This is a genomic window from Serratia sp. MYb239 (assembly GCF_002966855.1).
In the GTDB taxonomy this organism is placed as follows: Bacteria; Pseudomonadota; Gammaproteobacteria; order Enterobacterales; family Enterobacteriaceae; genus Serratia_B; species Serratia_B rhizosphaerae.
Window position 1 is genome coordinate 4,630,934 of record NZ_CP023268.1, and the last position, 20,759, is coordinate 4,651,692.

Annotated in this window: 19 protein-coding genes; 10 read left to right on the forward strand and 9 right to left on the reverse strand. The window is 60.2% G+C overall.

What is annotated here, in order from left to right; all coding sequences use genetic code 11:
• Nucleotides 1-79 precede the first annotated feature (79 nt).
• The 3 genes from btsR to ppiA all read right to left on the reverse strand — a co-directional run bounded on the left by btsR (nt 80) and on the right by ppiA (nt 3,222).
• Nucleotides 80-805, reverse strand: coding sequence for a two-component system response regulator BtsR (gene btsR / locus CLM71_RS22235; protein WP_105232911.1), 726 nt, complete (start codon nt 803-805; stop codon nt 80-82).
• Entirely contained in the window at nt 805-2,490 is a 1,686-nt protein-coding gene (locus CLM71_RS22240) for a sensor histidine kinase (RefSeq protein WP_105232912.1), read from the reverse strand. Before CLM71_RS22240 ends, btsR begins: the two co-directional genes overlap by 1 nt.
• Before the next feature lie 162 nt (nt 2,491-2,652).
• The gene (gene ppiA, locus CLM71_RS22245; protein ID WP_105232913.1) at nt 2,653-3,222 is read right to left on the reverse strand and encodes a peptidylprolyl isomerase A; all 570 of its coding nucleotides are present in this window, start codon (nt 3,220-3,222) and stop codon (nt 2,653-2,655) included.
• Nucleotides 3,223-3,646: 424 nt separating this feature from the next.
• On the opposite strand from ppiA, the gene CLM71_RS22250 reads away from it, so the two are divergent.
• The 6 genes from CLM71_RS22250 (at nt 3,647) to tsgA (ending at nt 9,336) form a co-directional block, all read left to right on the forward strand.
• Nucleotides 3,647-3,952, forward strand: coding sequence for a PTS sugar transporter subunit IIB (locus tag CLM71_RS22250; RefSeq protein ID WP_105232914.1), 306 nt, complete (start codon nt 3,647-3,649; stop codon nt 3,950-3,952).
• A gap of 16 nt (nt 3,953-3,968) precedes the next feature.
• A complete protein-coding gene (locus CLM71_RS22255) occupies nt 3,969-5,291 on the forward strand; it encodes a PTS sugar transporter subunit IIC (RefSeq protein WP_105232915.1) in 1,323 nt (440 codons plus the stop codon).
• 50 nt (nt 5,292-5,341) lie between these two features.
• Complete coding sequence (locus tag CLM71_RS22260; protein WP_105233540.1) at nt 5,342-5,644, forward strand: PTS lactose/cellobiose transporter subunit IIA; 303 nt, start codon at nt 5,342-5,344, stop codon at nt 5,642-5,644.
• Nucleotides 5,641-6,951 carry a 6-phospho-beta-glucosidase gene (locus tag CLM71_RS22265; protein WP_105232916.1) on the forward strand — a complete coding sequence of 437 codons (1,311 nt, stop codon included), beginning with the start codon at nt 5,641-5,643 and terminating at the stop codon, nt 6,949-6,951. Before CLM71_RS22260 ends, CLM71_RS22265 begins: the two co-directional genes overlap by 4 nt.
• A gap of 38 nt (nt 6,952-6,989) precedes the next feature.
• Nucleotides 6,990-7,976, forward strand: a complete 987-nt coding sequence (locus CLM71_RS22270) for a LacI family DNA-binding transcriptional regulator (RefSeq protein ID WP_105233542.1) — start codon at nt 6,990-6,992, stop codon at nt 7,974-7,976.
• A 175-nt stretch (nt 7,977-8,151) separates the two neighbouring features.
• Nucleotides 8,152-9,336 carry an MFS transporter TsgA gene (gene tsgA / locus CLM71_RS22275; RefSeq protein ID WP_105232917.1) on the forward strand — a complete coding sequence of 395 codons (1,185 nt, stop codon included), beginning with the start codon at nt 8,152-8,154 and terminating at the stop codon, nt 9,334-9,336.
• 68 nt (nt 9,337-9,404) lie between these two features.
• Here the strand turns inward: tsgA and CLM71_RS22280 are convergent, their stop codons facing one another.
• Nucleotides 9,405-10,673 carry a cytosine deaminase gene (locus tag CLM71_RS22280; protein ID WP_370447011.1) on the reverse strand — a complete coding sequence of 423 codons (1,269 nt, stop codon included), beginning with the start codon at nt 10,671-10,673 and terminating at the stop codon, nt 9,405-9,407.
• A gap of 302 nt (nt 10,674-10,975) precedes the next feature.
• Between CLM71_RS22280 and nirB the strand changes: the two genes are divergently transcribed.
• From nirB to cysG, 4 genes are read left to right on the forward strand one after another with little or no spacing between them, the layout of a single operon-like run.
• Nucleotides 10,976-13,525, forward strand: coding sequence for a nitrite reductase large subunit NirB (gene nirB, locus CLM71_RS22285; protein WP_105232919.1), 2,550 nt, complete (start codon nt 10,976-10,978; stop codon nt 13,523-13,525).
• Nucleotides 13,522-13,851: a nitrite reductase small subunit NirD gene (gene nirD / locus CLM71_RS22290; RefSeq protein ID WP_105232920.1), complete on the forward strand. Its 330-nt coding sequence runs from the start codon at nt 13,522-13,524 to the stop codon at nt 13,849-13,851. Before nirB ends, nirD begins: the two co-directional genes overlap by 4 nt.
• A 28-nt stretch (nt 13,852-13,879) precedes the next feature.
• Complete coding sequence (gene nirC, locus CLM71_RS22295; protein ID WP_105232921.1) at nt 13,880-14,680, forward strand: nitrite transporter NirC; 801 nt, start codon at nt 13,880-13,882, stop codon at nt 14,678-14,680.
• A gap of 60 nt (nt 14,681-14,740) precedes the next feature.
• Entirely contained in the window at nt 14,741-16,168 is a 1,428-nt protein-coding gene (cysG, locus tag CLM71_RS22300) for a siroheme synthase CysG (protein WP_105232922.1), read from the forward strand.
• 65 nt (nt 16,169-16,233) lie between these two features.
• Here the strand turns inward: cysG and trpS are convergent, their stop codons facing one another.
• The 5 genes from trpS to CLM71_RS22325 form a co-directional block, all read right to left on the reverse strand.
• Nucleotides 16,234-17,238: a tryptophan--tRNA ligase gene (trpS, locus tag CLM71_RS22305; protein WP_105232923.1), complete on the reverse strand. Its 1,005-nt coding sequence runs from the start codon at nt 17,236-17,238 to the stop codon at nt 16,234-16,236.
• A 2-nt stretch (nt 17,239-17,240) separates the two neighbouring features.
• Nucleotides 17,241-17,939: a phosphoglycolate phosphatase gene (locus CLM71_RS22310; protein ID WP_105232924.1), complete on the reverse strand. Its 699-nt coding sequence runs from the start codon at nt 17,937-17,939 to the stop codon at nt 17,241-17,243.
• Nucleotides 17,932-18,609 (reverse strand): ribulose-phosphate 3-epimerase, encoded by a 678-nt coding sequence (gene rpe / locus CLM71_RS22315; protein WP_105232925.1) that lies wholly within the window; start codon nt 18,607-18,609, stop codon nt 17,932-17,934. The genes CLM71_RS22310 and rpe overlap by 8 nt, the downstream gene beginning before the upstream one ends.
• A 57-nt stretch (nt 18,610-18,666) precedes the next feature.
• Nucleotides 18,667-19,479 carry an adenine-specific DNA-methyltransferase gene (dam, locus tag CLM71_RS22320; protein WP_015962195.1) on the reverse strand — a complete coding sequence of 271 codons (813 nt, stop codon included), beginning with the start codon at nt 19,477-19,479 and terminating at the stop codon, nt 18,667-18,669.
• Between the two features lie 175 nt (nt 19,480-19,654).
• Nucleotides 19,655-20,653: an SPOR domain-containing protein gene (locus CLM71_RS22325; RefSeq protein ID WP_105232926.1), complete on the reverse strand. Its 999-nt coding sequence runs from the start codon at nt 20,651-20,653 to the stop codon at nt 19,655-19,657.
• Nucleotides 20,654-20,759: the final 106 nt, after the last annotated feature.

Genomic DNA, 20,759 nt, shown 5'->3' on the forward strand with positions numbered 1-20,759 from the left:
TCCTTTGATGACGCTAACGCGGCGCAGATGCGCCTGTGATGCCATAAAGCTATAAGCGCGACGGAAGCCCGTCAAGCGCTTAGCCGCGCAGCCCCAGCTGTTCTTTCAGCGATTTCAGGTAGCGGCGGCTGACCGGCACCGCATCGCCGACCGGCATAATCATCTCCGCAGCACCGCCTTCTTCAAAACGAATTTCCCGCACCTGCTCCAGATTCACCAGATACTGGCGGTGGCAGCGCACCAGCGGCGTGCGGCTCTCCAGCGTACGCAGCGTCAGTTCGGTAAAGCACTCCATGCCGTCGTTACGCACCACATACACGCCGCTGGCGCGCGAGCGGATGGCGATCACCTCGTCAAAACGCAGCAGATAAATCCGGCTGTGGCCGGCGCAGGGGATATATTTCAAATAGCCGGCGCTTTCCGGCAGCGCGGCAACATCCTGCGCCGTATGACGCTGCTGCAGACGCTGCAGGGTCTTCTGCAGCCGCTGCGGCTCCGCTGGCTTCAGCAGGTAGTCAAAGGCGTGCTCCTCAAACGCCTGCAGCGCATACTCATCGTACGCGGTGAGGAATACAATATGCGGCATCCGGTTGGGATCGAGCATGCCGACCATCTCCAGGCCGCTGATGCGCGGCATCTGGATATCCAAAAACACCACGTCCGGCTGCAGCCGATGGATCTGGCTGATGGCCTCAATCGCATTTGCACATTCGCCGATAATGCACACCTCCGGCTCGGCGGCCAGCAGATGACGCAGGTTGTCGCGTGCCGACGGCTCATCATCAACAATTAATATATTCAGCATCAGGCGGCGCCCTCCAGTGGAACATGCAGTGTAATGCGGGTGAACGCCTCCGGTTCACAGCTGACCCGCACGCCATACTCTTCGCCGTAGCGCACGCGGATACGCCGGTCCACCAGGCTCATGCCCAGCCCGTCGCCCGGCGTTTTTTCCTGATACAGGCCGGCATTGTCCGTGACCTGCAGCAACAGGCGCCCGCCCTCGCTACGGGCGTCAATGGTGATGCGCCCGGTACCCAGCAGCTGCGAGGTGCCGTGCTTGATGGCGTTTTCCACAATCGGCTGCAGGGAAAACGCCGGCAGACGCACCGCCAGCAGGCTGTCCGGCAACGACACCACGATCTCCAGCCGATCGGCAAAGCGCGCCTGTTCAATTTGCAGATAGGCGTTAACGTGTTCGATCTCGTCCGCCAGGCTGACTTCGTCATCCGAACGCTTGAGATTCTTACGGAAGAAGGTCGACAGATACTGCACCAGTTCGCAGGCGCGCTCACCGTCGCGGCGAATCACCGCCACCAGCGTATTTAGCGCGTTAAACAGGAAATGCGGGTTTACCTGCGCATGCAGCAGCTTGATTTCCGACTGTGCCAGCAGTTGTTTGTGCCGTTCATACTGGCCGGCCATAATCTGCGCCGACAGCAGGCTGGCGATGCCTTCGCCCAGGGTGCGGTTGATGGTGCTGAACAGCTTGCTTTTCGGCTCATACAGCTTGATGGTGCCGATCACCCGCTGATTTTCGCCACGCAGCGGAATGACCAGCGTCGACCCCAGCTTGCAGTTGCCGCTGATCGAACAGCTGTAGGAGAGTTCATTGCCGTCGGCATACACCACTTCGTTATTATCGATGGCGCAGCGGGTATGGGCCGACGAGATCGGCGTGCCCGGCAGATGATGATCGTCGCCGATGCCGATAAACGCCAGCAGTTTGTCGCGATCGGTGATCGCCACCGCGCCGATACCCAGCTCCTGATAAATCACCCGCGCCGCCTTCATGCTGTTTTCCCGGTCGAACCCCTGACGCAAAATGCCTTCGGTGCGCTCGGCCAGCTTCAGGGCTTTGGAGGAAAACGCGCTGGTGTACTTTTCAAACATCGCCCGCCGGTCGCGCAGGATCTGCATAAACATCGCCGCGCCCACGGTGTTGGCAACCAGCATCGGCAACACGATATAGCCCACCAGACGCAGCGCCTCGTCAAACGGACGGGCGATGGCGAGAATAATGCCCATCTGCAGGATTTCGGCAACCAGAGTGACGCCGGCGACAAACAGCGGATTAAACAGCAGGTCGAGACGGCCGCGCCGCAGCGCCAGGCTGTGCACCAGCCCGCCGACCAGGCCTTCTGCCACGGTGGACACCGCGCAGGCCACGTCGGTCATGCCGCCGAGGGTATAGCGATGCATCCCCCCGGTCAGCCCGACCAGAAACCCGACCGATGGCCCGCCCAGCAGGCCGCCCAGCACCGCGCCGATAGCGCGCGTGTTGGCGATCGAGTCCTGAATATGCAGGCCGAAATAGGTGCCCATAATGCAGAATACCGAAAAAATCACGTAACACAGTAGCTTGTGCGGCAAGCGGATGGTGACCTGCATCAGCGGAATAAACAGCGGGGTTTTACTCAACAGATAGGCGATCACCAGATAGACGCACATCTGCTGCAACAGCAACAGCACCTGATCAAATTCGTACATCACAACAACGCACCCTGAACGAGAGGAACATCAAAACGCCGGCTATCCGGTCTGATTATCTGCGTTGATTACACCATGAGCAGGGCAGGAAAACAGTGATGCAGGCGAGGCTTCAGAGGGCGACAAACAGAAACTGGCCCCGTGCGGGGCCGGCCGGGGCGATTAAGGCATCACCTTCGCCGACAGAATCACAATCGGCTTGCTTGGTACATTTTGATAAGGACCGACGTTGCCGGTCGGTACCTGAGAAATCTTGTCGACCACTTCCATGCCCTTCACCACTTTACCGAACACCGCATAGCCAAAGTCGCGCTGGCCGTGGTCCAGGAAGGCGTTGTCCGCTACGTTCAGGAAGAACTGGCTGGTGGCGCTGTCCTTATCGGCAGTACGCGCCATGGAAATGGTGCCCCGCAGGTTGCGCAGGCCGTTATCCGCCTCATTCTTGATCGGCGCTTTGGTGCTCTTTTGCTGCATATCCGCCGTGAAGCCGCCGCCCTGAACCATAAAACCGGGGATCACGCGGTGGAACACGGTGTTGTCATAGAAACCGCTGTTCACGTAGTCAACAAAGTTTTTCGTTGATACCGGCGCTTTTTGACCATCCAGCGCCAGCTCGATATTCCCGGCGGAGGTGGTCAGCATGACGTGGGTTTCGCCTGCGGCCAGTGCGGCCGGCGCCATTGCCGTCAGGGAACACAGGGCGACAAGGGTGGTTAAGGTACGTTTGAACATGAGCGGGTCCTTTCTCTGGGAGACAAACAACGGAAAGCGCCTTGATTCTAAAGAGCCATTCTGGTGAGCGCCAGCCATTTACTTATATTTACGCTATTGCGGGAAAGTTCTCAAAACAACGCCGCCTCATCCGGGCAACCCCCGTTTTTTGCAGACGAACTCCCGAATTTTCCTGACAAGAGTATGATCGCCATGCAGATTTTTGCAAAGCCGATCACGCATTATTTGTACCAATCGGCCATTTGGCATTTTTTGCGACCTGCCTCCCGTTTTGTTTCTGTGCTCCCGTTAGGCTAGCAAATGAGAGCGCTCTCATTTGAGCGTTAAAAAAAAAAACCGACGGCAATCCCACGCTGCACCCCGGAAAACCACCGGCCGGCAGCGACGCGGCGCGCCAGATACGGGAAACCACAGGAGAGCAATGATGAAAAAGATCGTACTGTGCTGCGCCGCCGGCATGTCCACCAGCATGCTGGTCAAACGGATGCAGGCTGAAACGGAAAAACGGGCGCTGACGCTGGAGATTGTCGCCGTACCCGCCGCTGAATTTGAAAGCGCGCTGGCCGATGCCGACGTCGTGCTGCTGGGGCCGCAGGTGAAATATGAACTGGCGCGCTTTAGCCGCATCGCCGCGCCGCTCGGCAAGCCCGTCGCGGTCATCGACATGATGGATTACGGCACGCTGCGCGGCGATAAGGTGCTGGATCACGCCCTCGCCCTGATGGCCTGAACCGGCGGAGATGCCCATGAGCCTGTACGCTTCTCTGATGCGCGTCGTGGAAAACCACATCGCGCCGCTGGCCGGTCGTATCGGCAGCCAACGCCACATTATTGCCATCCGCGACGGCTTTATCTGCGCCATGCCGTTTTTAATCGTCGGCAGTATCATGCTGATCGTCGCCAATCCGCCGTTCGATGCCGACACCACCTCCGGCTTTGGCCGCGCCTGGCTGAGCTTCGCCAAAACGCACTGGAACACCATCACCATGCCGTTCTTTATGACCATGGGGCTGATGAGCGTGTTCGTGGCTATCGGCACCGCCTACAGCCTGGCCAAGCACTATGGTCTGGACGCGCTGACCGCCGGACTGCTGTCGCTGATGGCATTTCTGCTGGCGGCCGCGCCGCAGGCCGATAACAAAATGTCGCTCGATTTTCTCGGGGGTCAGGGGGTGTTCACCGCGCTGATCTGCGCCATCTGGTCGGTGGAGCTGATCCGCCTGCTGAAAAAGTACAACATCACGCTGCGTCTGCCCGAGCAGGTGCCGCCCGCTATCGCCCGCTCATTTGAGCTGCTGTATCCGGTCATCGGCATTTTACTGACGGTCTATCCGCTCAGCATTCTGCTGCAGAGCGAGTTTCACCTGCTGCTGCCGGCCGCCATTATGCACCTGTTCCAGCCGCTGATCGGCGTCGGCGATACCCTGCCCGCCATTCTGCTGATGGTGCTGATCGCCAACCTGCTGTGGTTTGCCGGTATTCACGGCGACAATATCGTTACCGGCCTGCTCAACCCGATTTTTATGACCAATCTGGCGGCCAACGCCGCGCTGGTGGCGCAGGGCGCGGCCACGACCCAGACGCTGACCGCGCCGTTCTGGTCGTTCTATGTCTGCATCGGCGGCTCCGGCTCCACGCTGGTGCTGGCGCTGTTATACCTGCGCAGCCGCTCGGTCCATCTGCGCACCATCGGCAGGCTGAGCGTGGTGCCCTCGGTGTTCAACATCAACGAACCACTGTTGTTCGGCTCGCCTGTAGTGATGAACCCAACGCTGTTTATCCCGCTGCTGCTGGTGCCGATGGTCAATGCCGTACTGGCCTATTTCGCCCTGCACTGGGATTTTGTGGAAAAGATGGTCGCCATGGCGCCCTGGACCGCACCGGCCCCGCTCGGCGCGCTGATCTCCGCTTCCTGGGATATTCGCGCCGCGGTACTGGTCTTGCTGCTGATGGCGCTTGATTTCGCCATCTGGCTGCCGTTCTTCAAAGTGTATGAAAAACAATTAATCACGCAGGAAATGCAGCAGGCCGACGCCGAACGCGCTGCATCTGCGGCGACAGGAGCGTAACCGTGAGTGAATTAGCCACTGACGTCAGTCAGGATTTCGAAAGCACCATTATGGAACTGCTGGTGTTCGCCGGCAGCGCCCGCAGCAGCGCGCTGATGGCGTTGCAGCAGGCGCGGGCGGGCGACTTTGATGCCTCCGCCACCCATATGGCCGAATCAAAGCAGGCCGTGACGCAGGCGCACCAGATTCAAACCCGGCTGATCGGCCTGGACGAAGGCTGCGGCAAGCTGGCCATCAACCTGATCACTGTCCACGCCCAGGACCACCTGATGAACGCGATGGTGATTCAGGATCTGGCAGACGACATGATTGAACTTTATCGCCGGCAAGCACAAACGGAGGCGCGCGGATGAATACCCTGAAAATCGCCATTATCGGCGGCGGCAGCAGCTATACGCCGGAACTGGTCGAAGGCCTGATTGAACGCATTGAGGAGCTGCCGGTCAGCGAACTGGCATTGGTCGACGTCGAGGCCGGCCGCGAGAAAGTCGAGATTATCGCCGCGCTGACCCAACGTATGTTGGCGCGACACGGGCTGGAACGGGTCACGGTCAGCGTGCATTTTGCACTGGACGACGCCATCCGCGGCGCACAGTTTGTCCTGACGCAGCTGCGGGTCGGGCAACTGCCGGCCCGCGCCGCCGACGAACGTCTGGGGCTGAAGTATCGCCTGATTGGCCAGGAGACCACCGGCGTCGGCGGTTTTGCCAAGGCGCTGCGCACCATTCCGGTGATGCTGGATATCGCGCGCAAGGTCGAACGGCTGGCGCCGGACGCCTGGATCATCAACTTCACCAACCCGGCCGGCATCGTGACCGAAGCGATCTCCCGCTACACCAAGGCGAAAATTATCGGCCTGTGCAATGTGCCGATCAGCATGCACCATATGATCGCCAACATGCTGGAAGCGCCGTTTGACGCTGTCCGGCTGCGCTTCGCCGGGCTCAACCATATGGTCTGGGTGCACCAGGTGCTGCACAGCGGCCGGGACGTCACCGCCGAGGTGATCGACAGGCTGTGCGACGGCGCGATGCTGACCATGAACAATATCAAGGAAGAGCCGTGGCCGCCGGCGTTCCTGCGCGCCGTCGGCGCCATCCCCTGCCCTTATCACCGTTACTTCTACCAGACGCAGGAGATGCTGGCGGAAGAGATGGCCGCCGCCGCCGAACGCGGCACCCGCGCCGAACAGGTGATGCAGGTGGAAAAAGAGCTGTTCGAGCTGTATGCCGACCCGCATCTGGACAGCAAACCGCAGCAGCTCAGCTTCCGCGGCGGCTCGTTCTATTCGCAGGTGGCGCTGGAGCTGATCCGGGCAATTCACAACGATCTCGGCACGCAATTAGTGGTAAACACCGCAAACCGCGGCGCTATTCATGGCCTCGCCGACGATGCTGTGATAGAAACCAACTGTATCGTCGATGCGCAGGGCGCCCATCCGCTGGCTTTCGGCCGGTTGCCGGAATCCATGCATGCGCTGACCCAGCAGGTGAAGGCCTATGAGCGCCTGACCATCGAGGCCGCCGTACACGGCGATCGCCGCAGCGCGCTGCTGGCGCTGGTTACCAACCCGCTGGTCGCCAGCGCGAAAATTGCCGGGCCGCTGCTGGAAGACGTACTGCAGGCCAATAGCGCATACTTACCGCAGTTTACGCTCTGATAATCACGAAACGGCAATGAGGCAGGTCGAAGGACATGATGGTGACACTGGAAGATGTAGCCGCTGAAGCGGGCGTATCGCGCGCCACGGTGTCGCGCGTGGTGAACGGCGACAGCAATGTCAAAGCGCCCACCCGCGAGAAAGTGGAGCGGGCCATCGCCCTGCTGGGCTATACCCCCAATCCGGCGGCGCGCGCGCTGGCCTCCAGCCAAAGCAACACGCTGGGCCTGGTGACCACCTCATACCGCGGCGGTTTTTTCGGCGCGTTGATGGATTTTGTGCAGACCGAGGCGGAGTCGCACGGCAAACAGCTGCTGGTCACCCAGGGGCGTAACAGCGCCGACAATGAACTGGCGGCGATCCAGCGGCTGTTCAACCTGCGCTGCGACGGGGTGATCCTGCACGTCCGCTACTTGAGCGACGATCGGCTGCGTCAACTGGCGGCGGAACAGCGCCGCTTTGTGCTGCTCGATCGTCTGGTGCCGGGGCTGGAGGATCGCTGTGTCACCTTCGATCATCCGCAGGCCAGCCGCCTGGCAACCCAACAGTTGATCGACGCCGGCCACCGCCGCATCGCCTGCATCAGCGGGCCGCGCCAGCGCGCCTCCAGCCGGCTGCGCATCCGGGGCTTTGAGGACGCCATGCGTGCAGCGCGTCTGGAACCGTTGGGCTGCCTGGAAGGGGCTTACGACCTGGAAAGCGGCTATCAGTGTGCCGAACGCCTGCTGCAGCGCCCTATGCTGCCCAGCGCCATCTATTGTTGTAACGAAGAGATGGCGATCGGCGCTCTGCTGGCGATCAACGAACGCCGCCTGCGCGTCCCGCAGGATATTTCGCTGGTCTGTTACGACAGCGGCGAACGCGCGCCGTTTGTCCGTCCGGCGCTGACCAGCGTGCACTTCCCGATCGTGGAGATGGCCCAGCAGGCCGCACGCCTGCTGATCGATCCTGCAACGCCGCCCGTGACCTTCGCGCCGCAGATCATCAGGCGCGATTCGATCGCCAAACTAGACACGGATCACTAATTGATTAATTAGTTTTCATTGATTGCATCAAAAATTAGTCAGCAATCATAAAATATCCCGATAGCTATGCTAGGATCCGCCCCCAGGTGGTCAGCGGACCGTTTTCTTTTTTGGCAAGCGACGTCAGATCCCGCCACCGGCATCTCAAATCCAACAGACCAATCGGGCTTATTCAATGAATAACAACAACCGCATCCGGCTTACATGGATCAGCTTCTTTTCCTATGCGCTGACCGGTGCCTTAGTGATCGTCACAGGGATGGTGATGGGAAACATTGCAGAGTACTTTAATCTGCCGGTTTCCAGCATGAGCAACACCTTTACCTTCCTGAACGCCGGCATTCTGATTTCGATCTTCCTCAATGCCTGGCTGATGGAAATTATCCCGCTGAAACGCCAACTGGTGTTCGGTTTTCTGCTGATGGTGCTGGCGGTGGTTGGCCTGATGGTCGGCAAAACCCTGACGCTGTTCTCCATCTGCATGTTTATCCTCGGGATAGTAAGCGGCATTACCATGTCGATCGGCACTTTCCTGATCACCCATATGTATTCCGGTCGCCAGCGCGGTTCACGCCTGCTGTTTACCGATTCGTTCTTCAGCATGGCCGGGATGATCTTCCCGATCGTCGCCGCCACGCTGCTGGCGCGCCATATCGGTTGGTACTGGGTTTACGCCTGCATCGGCGTACTGTATCTGGCGATTTTCGTGCTGGCCCTGTGTTCCGAGTTCCCGGTACTGGGCAATAAAGGCAATGCCGACGGCGAAGCGGTCGCCAAAGAAAAATGGGGTATCGGCGTGCTGTTCCTGTCGATCGCCGCGCTGTGCTACATCCTCGGCCAGTTGGGCTTCATCCAGTGGGTGCCGGAGTATGCCACCAAATCTCTGGGGATGAACATTAGCCAGGCCGGTAAACTGGTCAGCGATTTCTGGACCTCCTACATGGTGGGGATGTGGGTATTCAGCTTTGTGCTGCGCTTCTTCGACCTGCAGCGCATCGTCACCGTGCTGGCGGCGCTGGCGACCGGCGCGATGTATATGTTCGTCAGCAGCGACGAGCCGCAGCTGCTGGGCTACTACATTATGGCCCTGGGCTTTGTTTCCAGCGCCATCTACACCACGCTGATTACCCTCGGTTCGCTGCAGACCAAGGTCTCTTCGCCGAAGCTGGTGAACTTCATCCTGACCTGCGGCACCATCGGCACCATGCTGACCTTCGTAGTCACCGGCCCGATTGTCGCCAAAGGCGGCGCGCACGCGGCGCTGACCACCGCCAACGGCCTGTACCTGGCGGTATTCGTGATGTGTCTGCTGCTGGGCTTTGTCACCAAGCACCGCAGCCACGGCCACGTGACCCACTAACCGTCGCTGCCTCCCATAAAAAAAGCACCGTTCGCCACCGGCGACGGTGCTTTTTTTATCCCTGCATCCTAGCGGCGAAAATCGACCAGCTCCTCATCATCCAGGTAAATCGTCGTTTCCGCCGGCCGGGTGGCGGCGATCACGTCTCCCTGACGAATGGAGTAGCGCACCGGCGTCTGGCGCCGCACCGCGTCAAAGCCGCTTTCCGCCGGCAGAATCACCAGGTTGGCGCTGTTGCCTGCCGCCAGCCCGTAATCCTGCAGCTGCAGCGTGCGGGCGCTGCGCGTGGTGATCAGTTCCAGGCCGTCGTTAATCTGGCCGTAGCCCATCAGCTGACAGACGTGCAGACCCATATGCAATACCTGCAGCATATTGGCGGTGCCGAGCGGATACCACGGGTCGAAGACGTCGTCGTGGCCGAAACAGACGTTGAGATCCGCCGCCAGCATCTCTTTCACCCGCGTGATGCCGCGCCGCTTCGGATAGTCGTCAAAGCGCCCTTGCAGATGAATATTCACCAGCGGGTTGGCGACAAAGTTGATGCCGGACAGTTTCAACAGGCGGAACAGCCGCGAGGTATAAGCGCCGTTGTAGGAATGCATCGCCGTAGTATGGCTGGCGGTCACCCGCGCGCCCATCTCCAGCTTGAGCGCCAGCGCTGCGACGGTTTCGACAAAGCGCGACTGCTCGTCATCAATCTCATCGCAGTGCACATCCACCAGCCGGTCATATTTTTGCGCCAGCGCGAAAGCCTTGTGCAGCGACTCTACGCCGTACTCGCGGGTAAATTCAAAGTGCGGAATTGCACCCACCACATCGGCCCCCAGGCGCAGCGCCTCCTCCAGCAGGGCTTCACCATTGGGATAAGAGAGGATGCCCTCCTGCGGAAATGCAACGATCTGCAGCGTCACCCAGGGCGCCGCCTCCTGCTTCACCTCCAGCATGGCGCGCAGCGCGGTCAGCGACGGATCCGACACGTCCACATGGGTACGCACGTACTGAATGCCATTGGCGATCTGCCACTTCAGCGTTTGCCAGGCGCGCTGCTTCACATCCTCGTGGCTCAGCAGCGCCTTACGCTCCGCCCAGCGTTCAATCCCCTCAAACAGCGTGCCCGACTGGTTCCAGGCCGGCTGACCGGCGGTCTGGGTGGTATCCAGATGAATATGCGGCTCGACAAACGCCGGCAGCGCCAGGCCGCCCTCGGCATCCAGCGCGTCGCTACGCCACGCCTGGCCGGCCGGCTGCGGGATCAGATGGGCTATACGCCCCTGTTCGATGCTCAACTGCCACAGTCCTTCATGCCCGCTGAGACGCAGATTGTCGATAAACTTCAACCTTTGCTTTGCCACACTTCCCCTCCCGTTGACCGGCTGATTTTTTCATCATACTGGCACGCGCGCAGGCTGACAAAAACAGTCATCAGCCAAAATGGCGTAAATGGCGAAAAATAGTGCGACAACCATCAAACTGGCTCGATTCAGCTAAAGTTGAATGAAAACCGCAACTTATCAAATAACGATAAAAATCAGGAATATAACACCTTAGAGGTATATGGGAGTAGACTTGATTTACATCAATAAGCCGTACGGCGGGAGGAATAAGGTAAGCGCAGGAAACCAGAATTTTTGAGGCAATCATGAGCAGAGTCAAACTCGCTGTCATCGGTAACGGCATGGTCGGCCACCGCTTTATCGAAGATCTGCTGGAAAAGGCAGACCCCGACCAGTTCGACATCACCGTTTTTTGCGAAGAACCGCGTATCGCTTACGACCGCGTACACCTTTCTTCCTACTTTTCCCACCATACCGCCGAAGAGCTGTCGCTGGTACGCGAAGGTTTTTACGAGAAATCCGGCGTCAAGGTGCTGGTCGGCGAACGCGCCATTACCATCAACCGCAGCGAGAAGGTGATTCACTCCAACACCGGCCGCACGGTGTTTTACGACAAACTGATCATGGCCACCGGCTCCTACCCGTGGATCCCCCCCATCAAGGGCGCGGAAAGCCAGGATTGCTTCGTTTACCGCACCATCGAAGACCTCAACGCGATTGAAGCCTGCGCCCGCCGCAGCAAGCGCGGCGCGGTAGTCGGCGGCGGTCTGCTGGGGCTGGAAGCCGCCGGCGCGCTGAAAAGCCTGGGCATCGAAACCCATGTGATCGAATTCGCGCCGGTGCTGATGGCCGAACAGCTCGATCCGATGGGCGGCGATCAACTGCGCCGCAAGATCGAACGCATGGGTGTACAGGTGCACACCGGCAAAAACACCCGCGAGATCGTCAACGGCGGTCAGCAGGCGCGTAAAACCATGCAGTTTGCCGACGGCAGCGAGCTGGAAGTCGACTTTATCGTCTTCTCCACCGGCATCCGCGCACAGGACAAGCTGGCGCACCAGTGCGGGCTGGCTACCGCGCGCCGCGGCGGCATCGTGATCAACGATCAATGCCAGACGTCCGACCCGGATGTCTACGCCATCGGCGAATGCGCCTCCTGGCAGGAGCGCACCTTTGGCCTGGTGGCGCCGGGCTACAAAATGGCACAGGTAACCGCCGACCATCTGCTGGGGCGCGACAACACCTTCCTCGGCGCGGATATGAGCGCCAAGCTGAAACTGCTGGGGGTGGACGTGGGCGGCATCGGCGATGCACACGCCCGCACAGAAGGCGCCCGCAGCTACGTATATCTGGACGAAAGCAAAGAGGTGTATAAACGCCTGGTGGTCAGCGCCGATAATAAAACCCTGCTGGGCGCAGTACTGGTCGGCGACACCAGCGATTACGGCAATCTGCTGCAGCTGGCGCTGAACGGCATCGAACTGCCGGAGAACCCGGACAGCCTGATCCTGCCGGCGCACGCCGGCAGCAAACCGGCCATCGGCGTGGACGCCCTGCCGGAAAGCGCACAAATCTGCTCCTGCTTTGACGTCAGCAAAGGCGATATCATCAAAGCAGTAAGCATGGGATGCCATACCGTCGCCGCCATCAAGGCGGAAACCAAGGCCGGCACCGGCTGCGGCGGCTGTATTCCGCTGATTACCCAGGTGCTGAACGCCGAGCTCAGCAAACAGGGCATCGAGGTTAACCACCACCTGTGCGAACACTTCGCCTACTCGCGCCAGGAGCTGTACCACCTGATCCGCGTTGAAGGCATCAAATCCTTTGATGAGCTGCTGGCGAAATACGGCAAAGGCTACGGCTGCGAAGTGTGCAAGCCGACCGTCGGTTCGCTGCTGGCCTCCTGCTGGAATGAGTACGTCCTCAAACCGCAACACACCCCGCTGCAGGATACCAACGACAACTTCCTCGGCAACATCCAGAAAGACGGCACCTACTCGGTGATCCCGCGCTCCGCCGGTGGCGAGATTACGCCGGAAGGCCTGCGGGCCATCGGTGAGATCGCCGGCGAGTACAACCTCTACACCAAGATCACCGGTTCGCAGCGTATCGGCATGTTCGGCGCGCAGAAAAACGATCTGCCGGCCATCTGGGAGAAACTGATCGCCGCCGGCTTCGAAACCGGTCACGCCTACGCCAAGGCGCTGCGCATGGCGAAAACCTGCGTCGGCAGCACCTGGTGCCGCTACGGCGTCGGCGACAGCGTCGGCTTCGGCGTCGAGCTGGAAAACCGCTACAAAGGCATCCGCACGCCGCACAAAATGAAGTTCGGCGTCTCCGGCTGTACCCGCGAATGCGCCGAAGCGCAGGGTAAGGACGTCGGCATTATCGCCACCGAAAACGGCTGGAACCTGTATGTCTGCGGCAACGGCGGCATGAAGCCGCGCCACGCCGACCTGCTGGCGGCCGACCTCGACCGCGATACGCTGGTGCGCTATCTGGACCGCTTTATGATGTTCTACATCCGCACCGCCGACAAACTGCAGCGTACCTCGCTGTGGCTGGAAAGCCTGGAAGGCGGCATCGACTACCTGCGCCAGGTGATTATCGACGACAAACTGGGCATCAACGCGCAGCTGGAAGCGGAAATTCTGCGCCTGCGCGACGCGGTGATCTGCGAATGGAGCGAAACCGTTGCGCATCCGGAGCTGCAGGTGCGCTTCGCCCACTTTATCAACAGCAGCCTGCGCGACCCGAACGTTCAGATGGTCGCCGAACGTGACCAGCACCGCCCGGCCCGTCCGGACGAGCGCATCCCCGTCACCGTACTGGAAACCGAGGAGAACAACGCATGAGCCCGTGGATCACCGTCTGTCCCGTCGCCGATATCCTGCCCGGCACCGGCGTCTGCGCCCTGATTGGCGAACAGCAGGTGGCGGTCTTCCGCCCCTACGCCGATGAACAGGTGTTCGCCATCAGCAATATCGACCCCTTCGCCCAGGCCAGCGTGCTGTCGCGCGGCCTGATCGCCGAACATCAGGGCGAGCTGTGGGTCGCCAGTCCGCTGAAAAAACAGCGTTTCCGCCTGCACGACGGCCGCTGTATGGAGGATGAGGCACATTCAGTGGCGCACTTCGCCAGCCGGGTGGTCGACGGCGTGGTGCAGGTGGCGGCGGCATAACAATATTCTAACCTTCTGGGAACAGCCTATGTTTACCGACACCATCAACAAATGCGCCGCCAACGCGGCGCGCATCGTCAAACTGGCGAAGGAGAGCCCGCTCGGCTTTTGGATCGCCTCCGCCATGGCCGGCGCCTATGTGGGCCTTGGCATCATCCTGATTTTCACCCTCGGCAATCTGGTGGATCCGTCCGTGCGCCCGCTGGTGATGGGCGCCACCTTCGGCATCGCGCTGACGCTGGTGATTATCGCCGGTTCCGAACTGTTTACCGGCCACACCATGTTCCTGACGCTCGGCGTCAAAGCCGGCGCCATCTCACAGGGGCAGATGTGGACGGTGCTGCCGCAGACCTGGCTCGGTAACCTGCTGGGGTCGGTGCTGGTCGCCTTGATGTACTATTATGGCGGCGGCAGCCTGCTGCCGGTAGACACCAGTCTGGTGCACAGCGTGGCGCTGGCGAAAACCACCGCGCCGGCGGACGTGCTGTTCTTCAAGGGTATCCTGTGCAACTGGCTGGTCTGCCTGGCGATCTGGATGGCGCTGCGCGTTGAGGGCGCGGCGAAATTTATCGCCATCTGGTGGTGTCTGCTGGCGTTTATCGCTTCCGGCTACGAACACTCGGTCGCCAATATGACGCTGTTCGCGCTCTCCTGGTTCGGCCAGCACGGCGAAGCCTATACGCTCGGCGGCATCGGCCATAACCTGCTGTGGGTCACGCTGGGCAATATGGTTTCCGGCATGATTCTGATGGGGCTTGGCTACTGGTACGCCACCCCACGCGCGCAGCGCCCGCAGGGGGATAGCAAGCGCGCACGTCAGACCGCATAATTACCGACTTATCCCGGGCGCCGTACGCGGCGCCCCTGGCCCCGCCCAGAGGAATTGCTGATGGATTACCTACCCATTTTCTGCCAACTGCAACATAAAGCCTGCCTGCTGGTCGGCGGCGGTGACGTCGCCGAGCGCAAGGCGCGGTTGCTGCTGGATGCCGGCGCACAGCTGACGGTCAACGCACCGACGTTCAACGAACAGTTTCAGCGCTGGGCCGAACAGGGACAGGTCACGCTGATCGGCGGCGACTTCCGTGCCGAACTGCTGGCGGAACAGTGGCTGGTGATTGCCGCCACCGACCGGATGGAGGTCAACGCGCTGGTGTATCAGTGCGCCAATCAGCAACGGGTGTTTTGCAACGTGGTGGACGATCCTAAACGCGCCAGCTTTATCATGCCGTCGATTATCGACCGCTCGCCAATCATGGTCGCCGTTTCGTCCGGCGGGAAAGCGCCGGTGCTGGCGCGTCTGCTGCGTGAAAAACTGGAGGCCACGCTGCCGCAGCACCTCGGCCGTCTGGCGCAGTGGGGCGGTACGCTGCGCCAGCGCGTAAAACAGCGCTTTGCACGGCCTGAAGACCGCCGTCGTTTCTGGGAGCGGCTGTTTGCCCACGACCGGCTGGCGCAGTCGCTGGCCAATAACGATGACGCCATGATCACCAGCCAGACCGAAGCGCTGTTCGCCAGCCAGACCGAAGCGCTGTTCGCCAGCCAGACTCACGCCGGCGGTGAAGTGGTGCTGGTGGGCGCCGGGCCGGGCGATGCCGGTCTGCTGACGCTGAAAGGCCTGCAGCAGATACAGCAAGCCGATGTGGTGGTTTACGACCGTCTGGTTTCTGATGACGTGATGGCGCTGGTGCGCCGCGACGCCGAACGCATTTTTGTCGGCAAACGCGCCGGCGATCACTGCGTGCCGCAGGCGCAGATTAACCAGATTCTGCTGGAGCAGGCGCAAAGCGGTAAACGCGTGGTGCGTCTGAAAGGCGGCGACCCGTTTATCTTCGGCCGCGGCGGCGAAGAGCTGGAGACGCTGGCGGCGGGCGGCATTCCGTTTTCCGTGGTGCCGGGCATCACCGCCGCCTCCGGCTGCTCAGCTTACAGCGGTATTCCCCTGACCCACCGCGACCATGCGCAAAGCATCCGTCTGGTCACCGGCCATGCCAAAAGCGACGGCGATCTCGACTGGGCCACGCTGGCCGCCGGCCAGCAGACGCTGGTGTTCTATATGGGTCTGTCGCAGGCGGGAGAGATTCAGAGGCAGCTGATCGCGCACGGTATGGCCGCCGATACGCCGGTAGCACTGGTGGAGAACGGCACCAGCCGTCGTCAGCGAGTGCTTGAAGGCGAACTGCGGCAGTTGCCGGCGCTGGCGCAGCAGGCGGCCAGCCCGAGCCTGATTATTGTCGGCAGCGTCGTCAGCCTGCGCAGTCAACTGAACTGGTTCGCCAGCCGCGAAGCCGCGCCGGAGCTGGCGAAAATGGCCTGACAACGGGTTAAAAATGACAAAGGCCGGGCAAATGCCCGGCCTTTTTGCTGTCTGACGCCCTGAGTTTACGGGTGCGCCACAAAGCCGATCGCTTCATAGACTTTATTCAGCGTTTCCTGTGCACGTGCGCGCGCTTTGGCTGCGCCGTCACGCATCACCTGCTGCAGATAGGCCTCATCGTTGCGGAAACGGTGGTAACGCTCCTGCAGCTCGCCCAACATGCCGGACACCGCCTCGGCAACCGCGCCTTTCAGGTGGCCGTACATCTGGCCTTCGAACTCGGCTTCCAGCTCGGCAATTGACTTGCCGGTCACGCCGGACAGGATATCCAACAGATTGGAGACCCCTGCCTTATTGGCCACGTCGTAACGAATGACCGGCGGCTCATCGGAGTCGGTCATCGCCCGTTTGATTTTTTTGGTGACCGCTTTCGGATCTTCCAGCAGACCGATAACGTTGTTGCGGTTATCGTCCGACTTGGACATCTTCTTGGTCGGCTCCTGCAGCGACATCACGCGCGCGCCGGATTTTGGAATAAACGGCTCCGGCACCTTGAAGATATCGCCGTACAGCGCGTTAAAGCGCGAAGCTACATCGCGGCTCAGCTCCAGGTGCTGTTTCTGGTCTTCGCCTACCGGCACCTGGTTGGTCTGATACAGCAGAATGTCTGCCGCCATCAGCACCGGATAGTCGAACAGGCCGGCGTTGATGTTTTCCGCATAGCGGCTGGATTTATCCTTGAACTGGGTCATGCGGCTCAGTTCGCCGAAATAGGTGTAGCAGTTCAGCGCCCAGCTCAGCTGCGTATGCTCCGGTACGTGCGACTGAACAAAGATGGTGCTTTTGTTCGGATCGATGCCGCAGGCCAGATACAGCGCCAGCGTATTCAGCGTCGCTTCACGCAGCTTTGCCGCGTCCTGACGTACGGTAATCGCATGCAGATCGACGATGCAGTAGATGCAGTCGTAATCATCCTGCATATGAACCCACTGACGCAGCGCACCCATGTAGTTGCCAATGGTCAATTCGCCGGACGGCTGCGCGCCGCTAAATACGATGGGCTTACTCATGTTTAAATTTCCTGATTCTCTAAAGATGACCGCCCAAGAACGGGCAACAGATCGGCGAAGCGTTCCAACACGCGGTCGGGATGGCTCAGGGCTATCGCTTCACCGTAGTTATAACCATACGTCAGACCGACGCTCAGGCACCCCGCCGCCTGCGCCGCCTGAATATCATTGCGCGAGTCGCCGACGAACAACAGCTCGCCGGCCCGCAGCCCCAGCTTGCCGAGCACCAGGTACAGCGGCGCCGGATGCGGCTTTTTCTCAATCACGTCATCGCCGCCGATAATCAGCGAAAAGTAGTCGGCAATCCCCAGCGAACGCAGCAGCGGCGCGACAAACGGCGTCGGCTTGTTGGTCACCAGCGCCATCGGCATGCCGTACTCCGCCAGCTGCGCCAGCGTCTGCCGCACCTGCGGGAACAGGCGGCTGCCGTCGGCAACCGTGTCGGCATAGCAGCGGTCGAAACGTTCACGCAGTTGTCGGCACTGTTCCGGCGTCTCTTCGACCTCGGCCCAGCGCAGCGCCCGCTGCACCAGCACGTCGGCGCCGTTGCCGATCCAGGTGCTGACCCGTTCAATACCCGGCTGCGGCAGGTTCATCTCCGCCAGCGCCTGGTCCATCGCCGCGGCCAGGCCCGGCGCACTGTCAACCAGCGTGCCGTCCAGGTCAAATGCCAGAGCGCGGATGGCGTTGAAATCAGCCATGGGTGACTTTCGCCAGTTCGCTACGCATGGCGTCGATCACCGTGCGATAGTCCGGCTGGCCGAAGATGGCGGAACCGGCGACGAACATATCGGCACCCGCAGCGGCGATTTCGGCAATATTATCGACCTTCACCCCGCCGTCCACTTCCAGACGGATATCGTAGCCGCTGTCATCGATCAGCTTGCGCACCTGACGCAGCTTATCCAGCGTACCGTGGATAAATGACTGGCCGCCAAAGCCCGGGTTGACCGACATCAGCAAAATCACGTCAAGCTTATCCATCACGTAGTCGAGATAGCTCAGCGGCGTAGCCGGGTTGAACACCAGCCCGGCCTTACAGCCGTGCTCTTTGATCAGTTGGATGGTGCGATCGACATGCTCGGAAGCTTCAGGATGGAAAGAGATATAGCTGGCGCCGGCCTTGGCGAAGTCCGGAATAAGACGATCGACCGGCTTCACCATCAGATGAACGTCAATCGGCGCGGTGATACCGTAGTTGCGCAGCGCCTGGCACACCATCGGGCCGATGGTCAGGTTCGGTACGTAATGGTTATCCATCACGTCAAAATGCACCACATCGGCACCGGCGGCCAAGACATTCGCCGTGTCCTCGCCTAGGCGGGCAAAATCTGCCGACAGAATGGACGGGGCAATCAAACTCTTTTTCATCCGCTTCTCCAAACGTAGGGGTAGTTATGATACGCCGGGCGCCTGCATCTTTCCGGCTTAGCGATACAGCGCCAAAAGCTCGTTCACCTTGCTGCGGCCCAGAATATTACGGCTGATGGTGCGGCGGGCTTTCACCACATACAGCGCAGCATGCTGGTACCAGTCGCGCGTCAGTTCGGTATCGTGGTTAGAGATCAATACCGGCACCTGATGCTCAACCGACAGCTGATGCGCAATCTGCGCCAGCCCCTGTTGATCGTCCAGGCTGAAGCTGTTGGTGTGATAGGCGGTAAAATTCGCCGTCGCCGACAGCGGCGCATACGGCGGATCGCAATACACCACCGCACCGGCGGTCGCCTTCAGCATGGTATCGCGGTAATGCTCACAGACAAAGGTGGCATTGCGCGATTTTTCCGCAAACCAGTACAGCTCTTCCTCAGGGAAGTAAGGCTTTTTGTAACGGCCAAACGGCACGTTGAATTCGCCGCGCAGGTTATAACGGCACAGGCCGTTGTAACAATGGCGGTTCAGATACAGGAACAATAACGCCCGGCGGTACGCGTCCTGACTAGTATTAAACTCTTCGCGCAGCAGGTAAAACTGATCCGAGTTATTGAATTCATCGGCGAACAGAATGCGGGCATCGCGCACGAAATCATCCGTACGCAGCTTCACAATGTTATACAGGTTGATAAGATCGCTGTTGATATCGGCGAGAATATAGGCATCGTAATCGGTATTCAAGAACACCGACCCCGCACCTACGAAGGGCTCGATTAAGCAGTCCCCTTCCGGCAGATGACGACGAATCTCATCTACCAGCGGGTATTTTCCACCAGCCCATTTTAAAAAAGCGCGGTTTTTCTTCATGCCGTCAGTTAGCTACTTATACAATTCAGAGCGGCGGATTGTACTCTGTTTCAGACAGCACATCAGCGCACAAATTAAAATGATTGATACCCTTCATCCTGCAGGCCGCCGCCTGGCCATGGCTCGGACCTGAGGTCGTCGCATGGCGCAGGAGGGCGGCCTGAAAGCTGTCAGATTACTTTTTCTGGTCCTGCTGTACCTGACGTACAGAACGAACCCACGGTTTTTTCGCCTGCACATCCGCCGGCAACGACGCAATGGCGCGCTTCGCTTCACCGGAAGAGGCGTAAACGCCGCTCACCAGTACGAACCACGGTTTGCCGTTGCGCGTGGTTTGATACACGGAATAGTTCGGCAGCTTCTGCTGTTTGGCAAAAGCGTTCAAGGTATCGGAGCGGGACGCGCTGCTCAGCTGCAGCGTGAAGCGGCTGGCCGGGGCAGACTGGATAGCGCCGCCGCTGCCGCTGACCGCAGCGGATTTCCCGGAGGAGGCTGAGGCTTTGCTGCTGCTTGATTTATGCGTCGAGGCGGTCGGTTTGCTGGCGCTCTTCGCCGGCGTTTTATGCGGCTGCGCGGTATGGCTCTGCACCGGGCGCGTGGTTTCACGCGGCGTATTCGAACCGCCCATCACCGTCGCCGGCGCCGTCGGCAGCGTTGAATTGCCGCCCGTCATGCCTTGCGTAGCGGCATCGACCTGCCCTTGCTGCGCAGAGAGTGCATCGTTCATATTGCCCGGCAGATCCACGCGTTGCTGCGCGCCGCCCTGTTGCGGCTGTGGCTGCGCCTCGGTCGGCGTGCCGGAAATCGGCGGTACGCTGATCTCTTGCGGCTGCTGCGGCTGGGTCGTATTCACGCCGTTGGCGTCATTGGCATCGGTGGTGCCGCCCGGAACGCCATTATTCGTCGTGGTCAACGATGAGGAGCCGGACAGATTGATGTCGCGCGCCGAACCGGACTGATTGCCCTGCTGCTGCGCGGATTCGTGTTTGGTCGGCGCTTTCAGCGCAGAGCCGATCCCGATAATCAGCAGCAACAGCACCAGGATGCCGATGCCGATCATCAGATGCTGACGTGAAACGGCTAAACGCGGGCCGGGGGCCGCTTTACGCGACCGTGAGGAAGGACGATCGCTGCTATCGGGTCGGAGATCGTCTTCCGGTTTAAATTCATCCATCTAAAACCCTCCAACTGAGAGGTAAAGGCTGTTACCCCGCAGGCTGGCCGCCTTGCGTAGCACCAGCCACCTGGGGCGTATCACGGTAAAGCGACGGCGATACAGC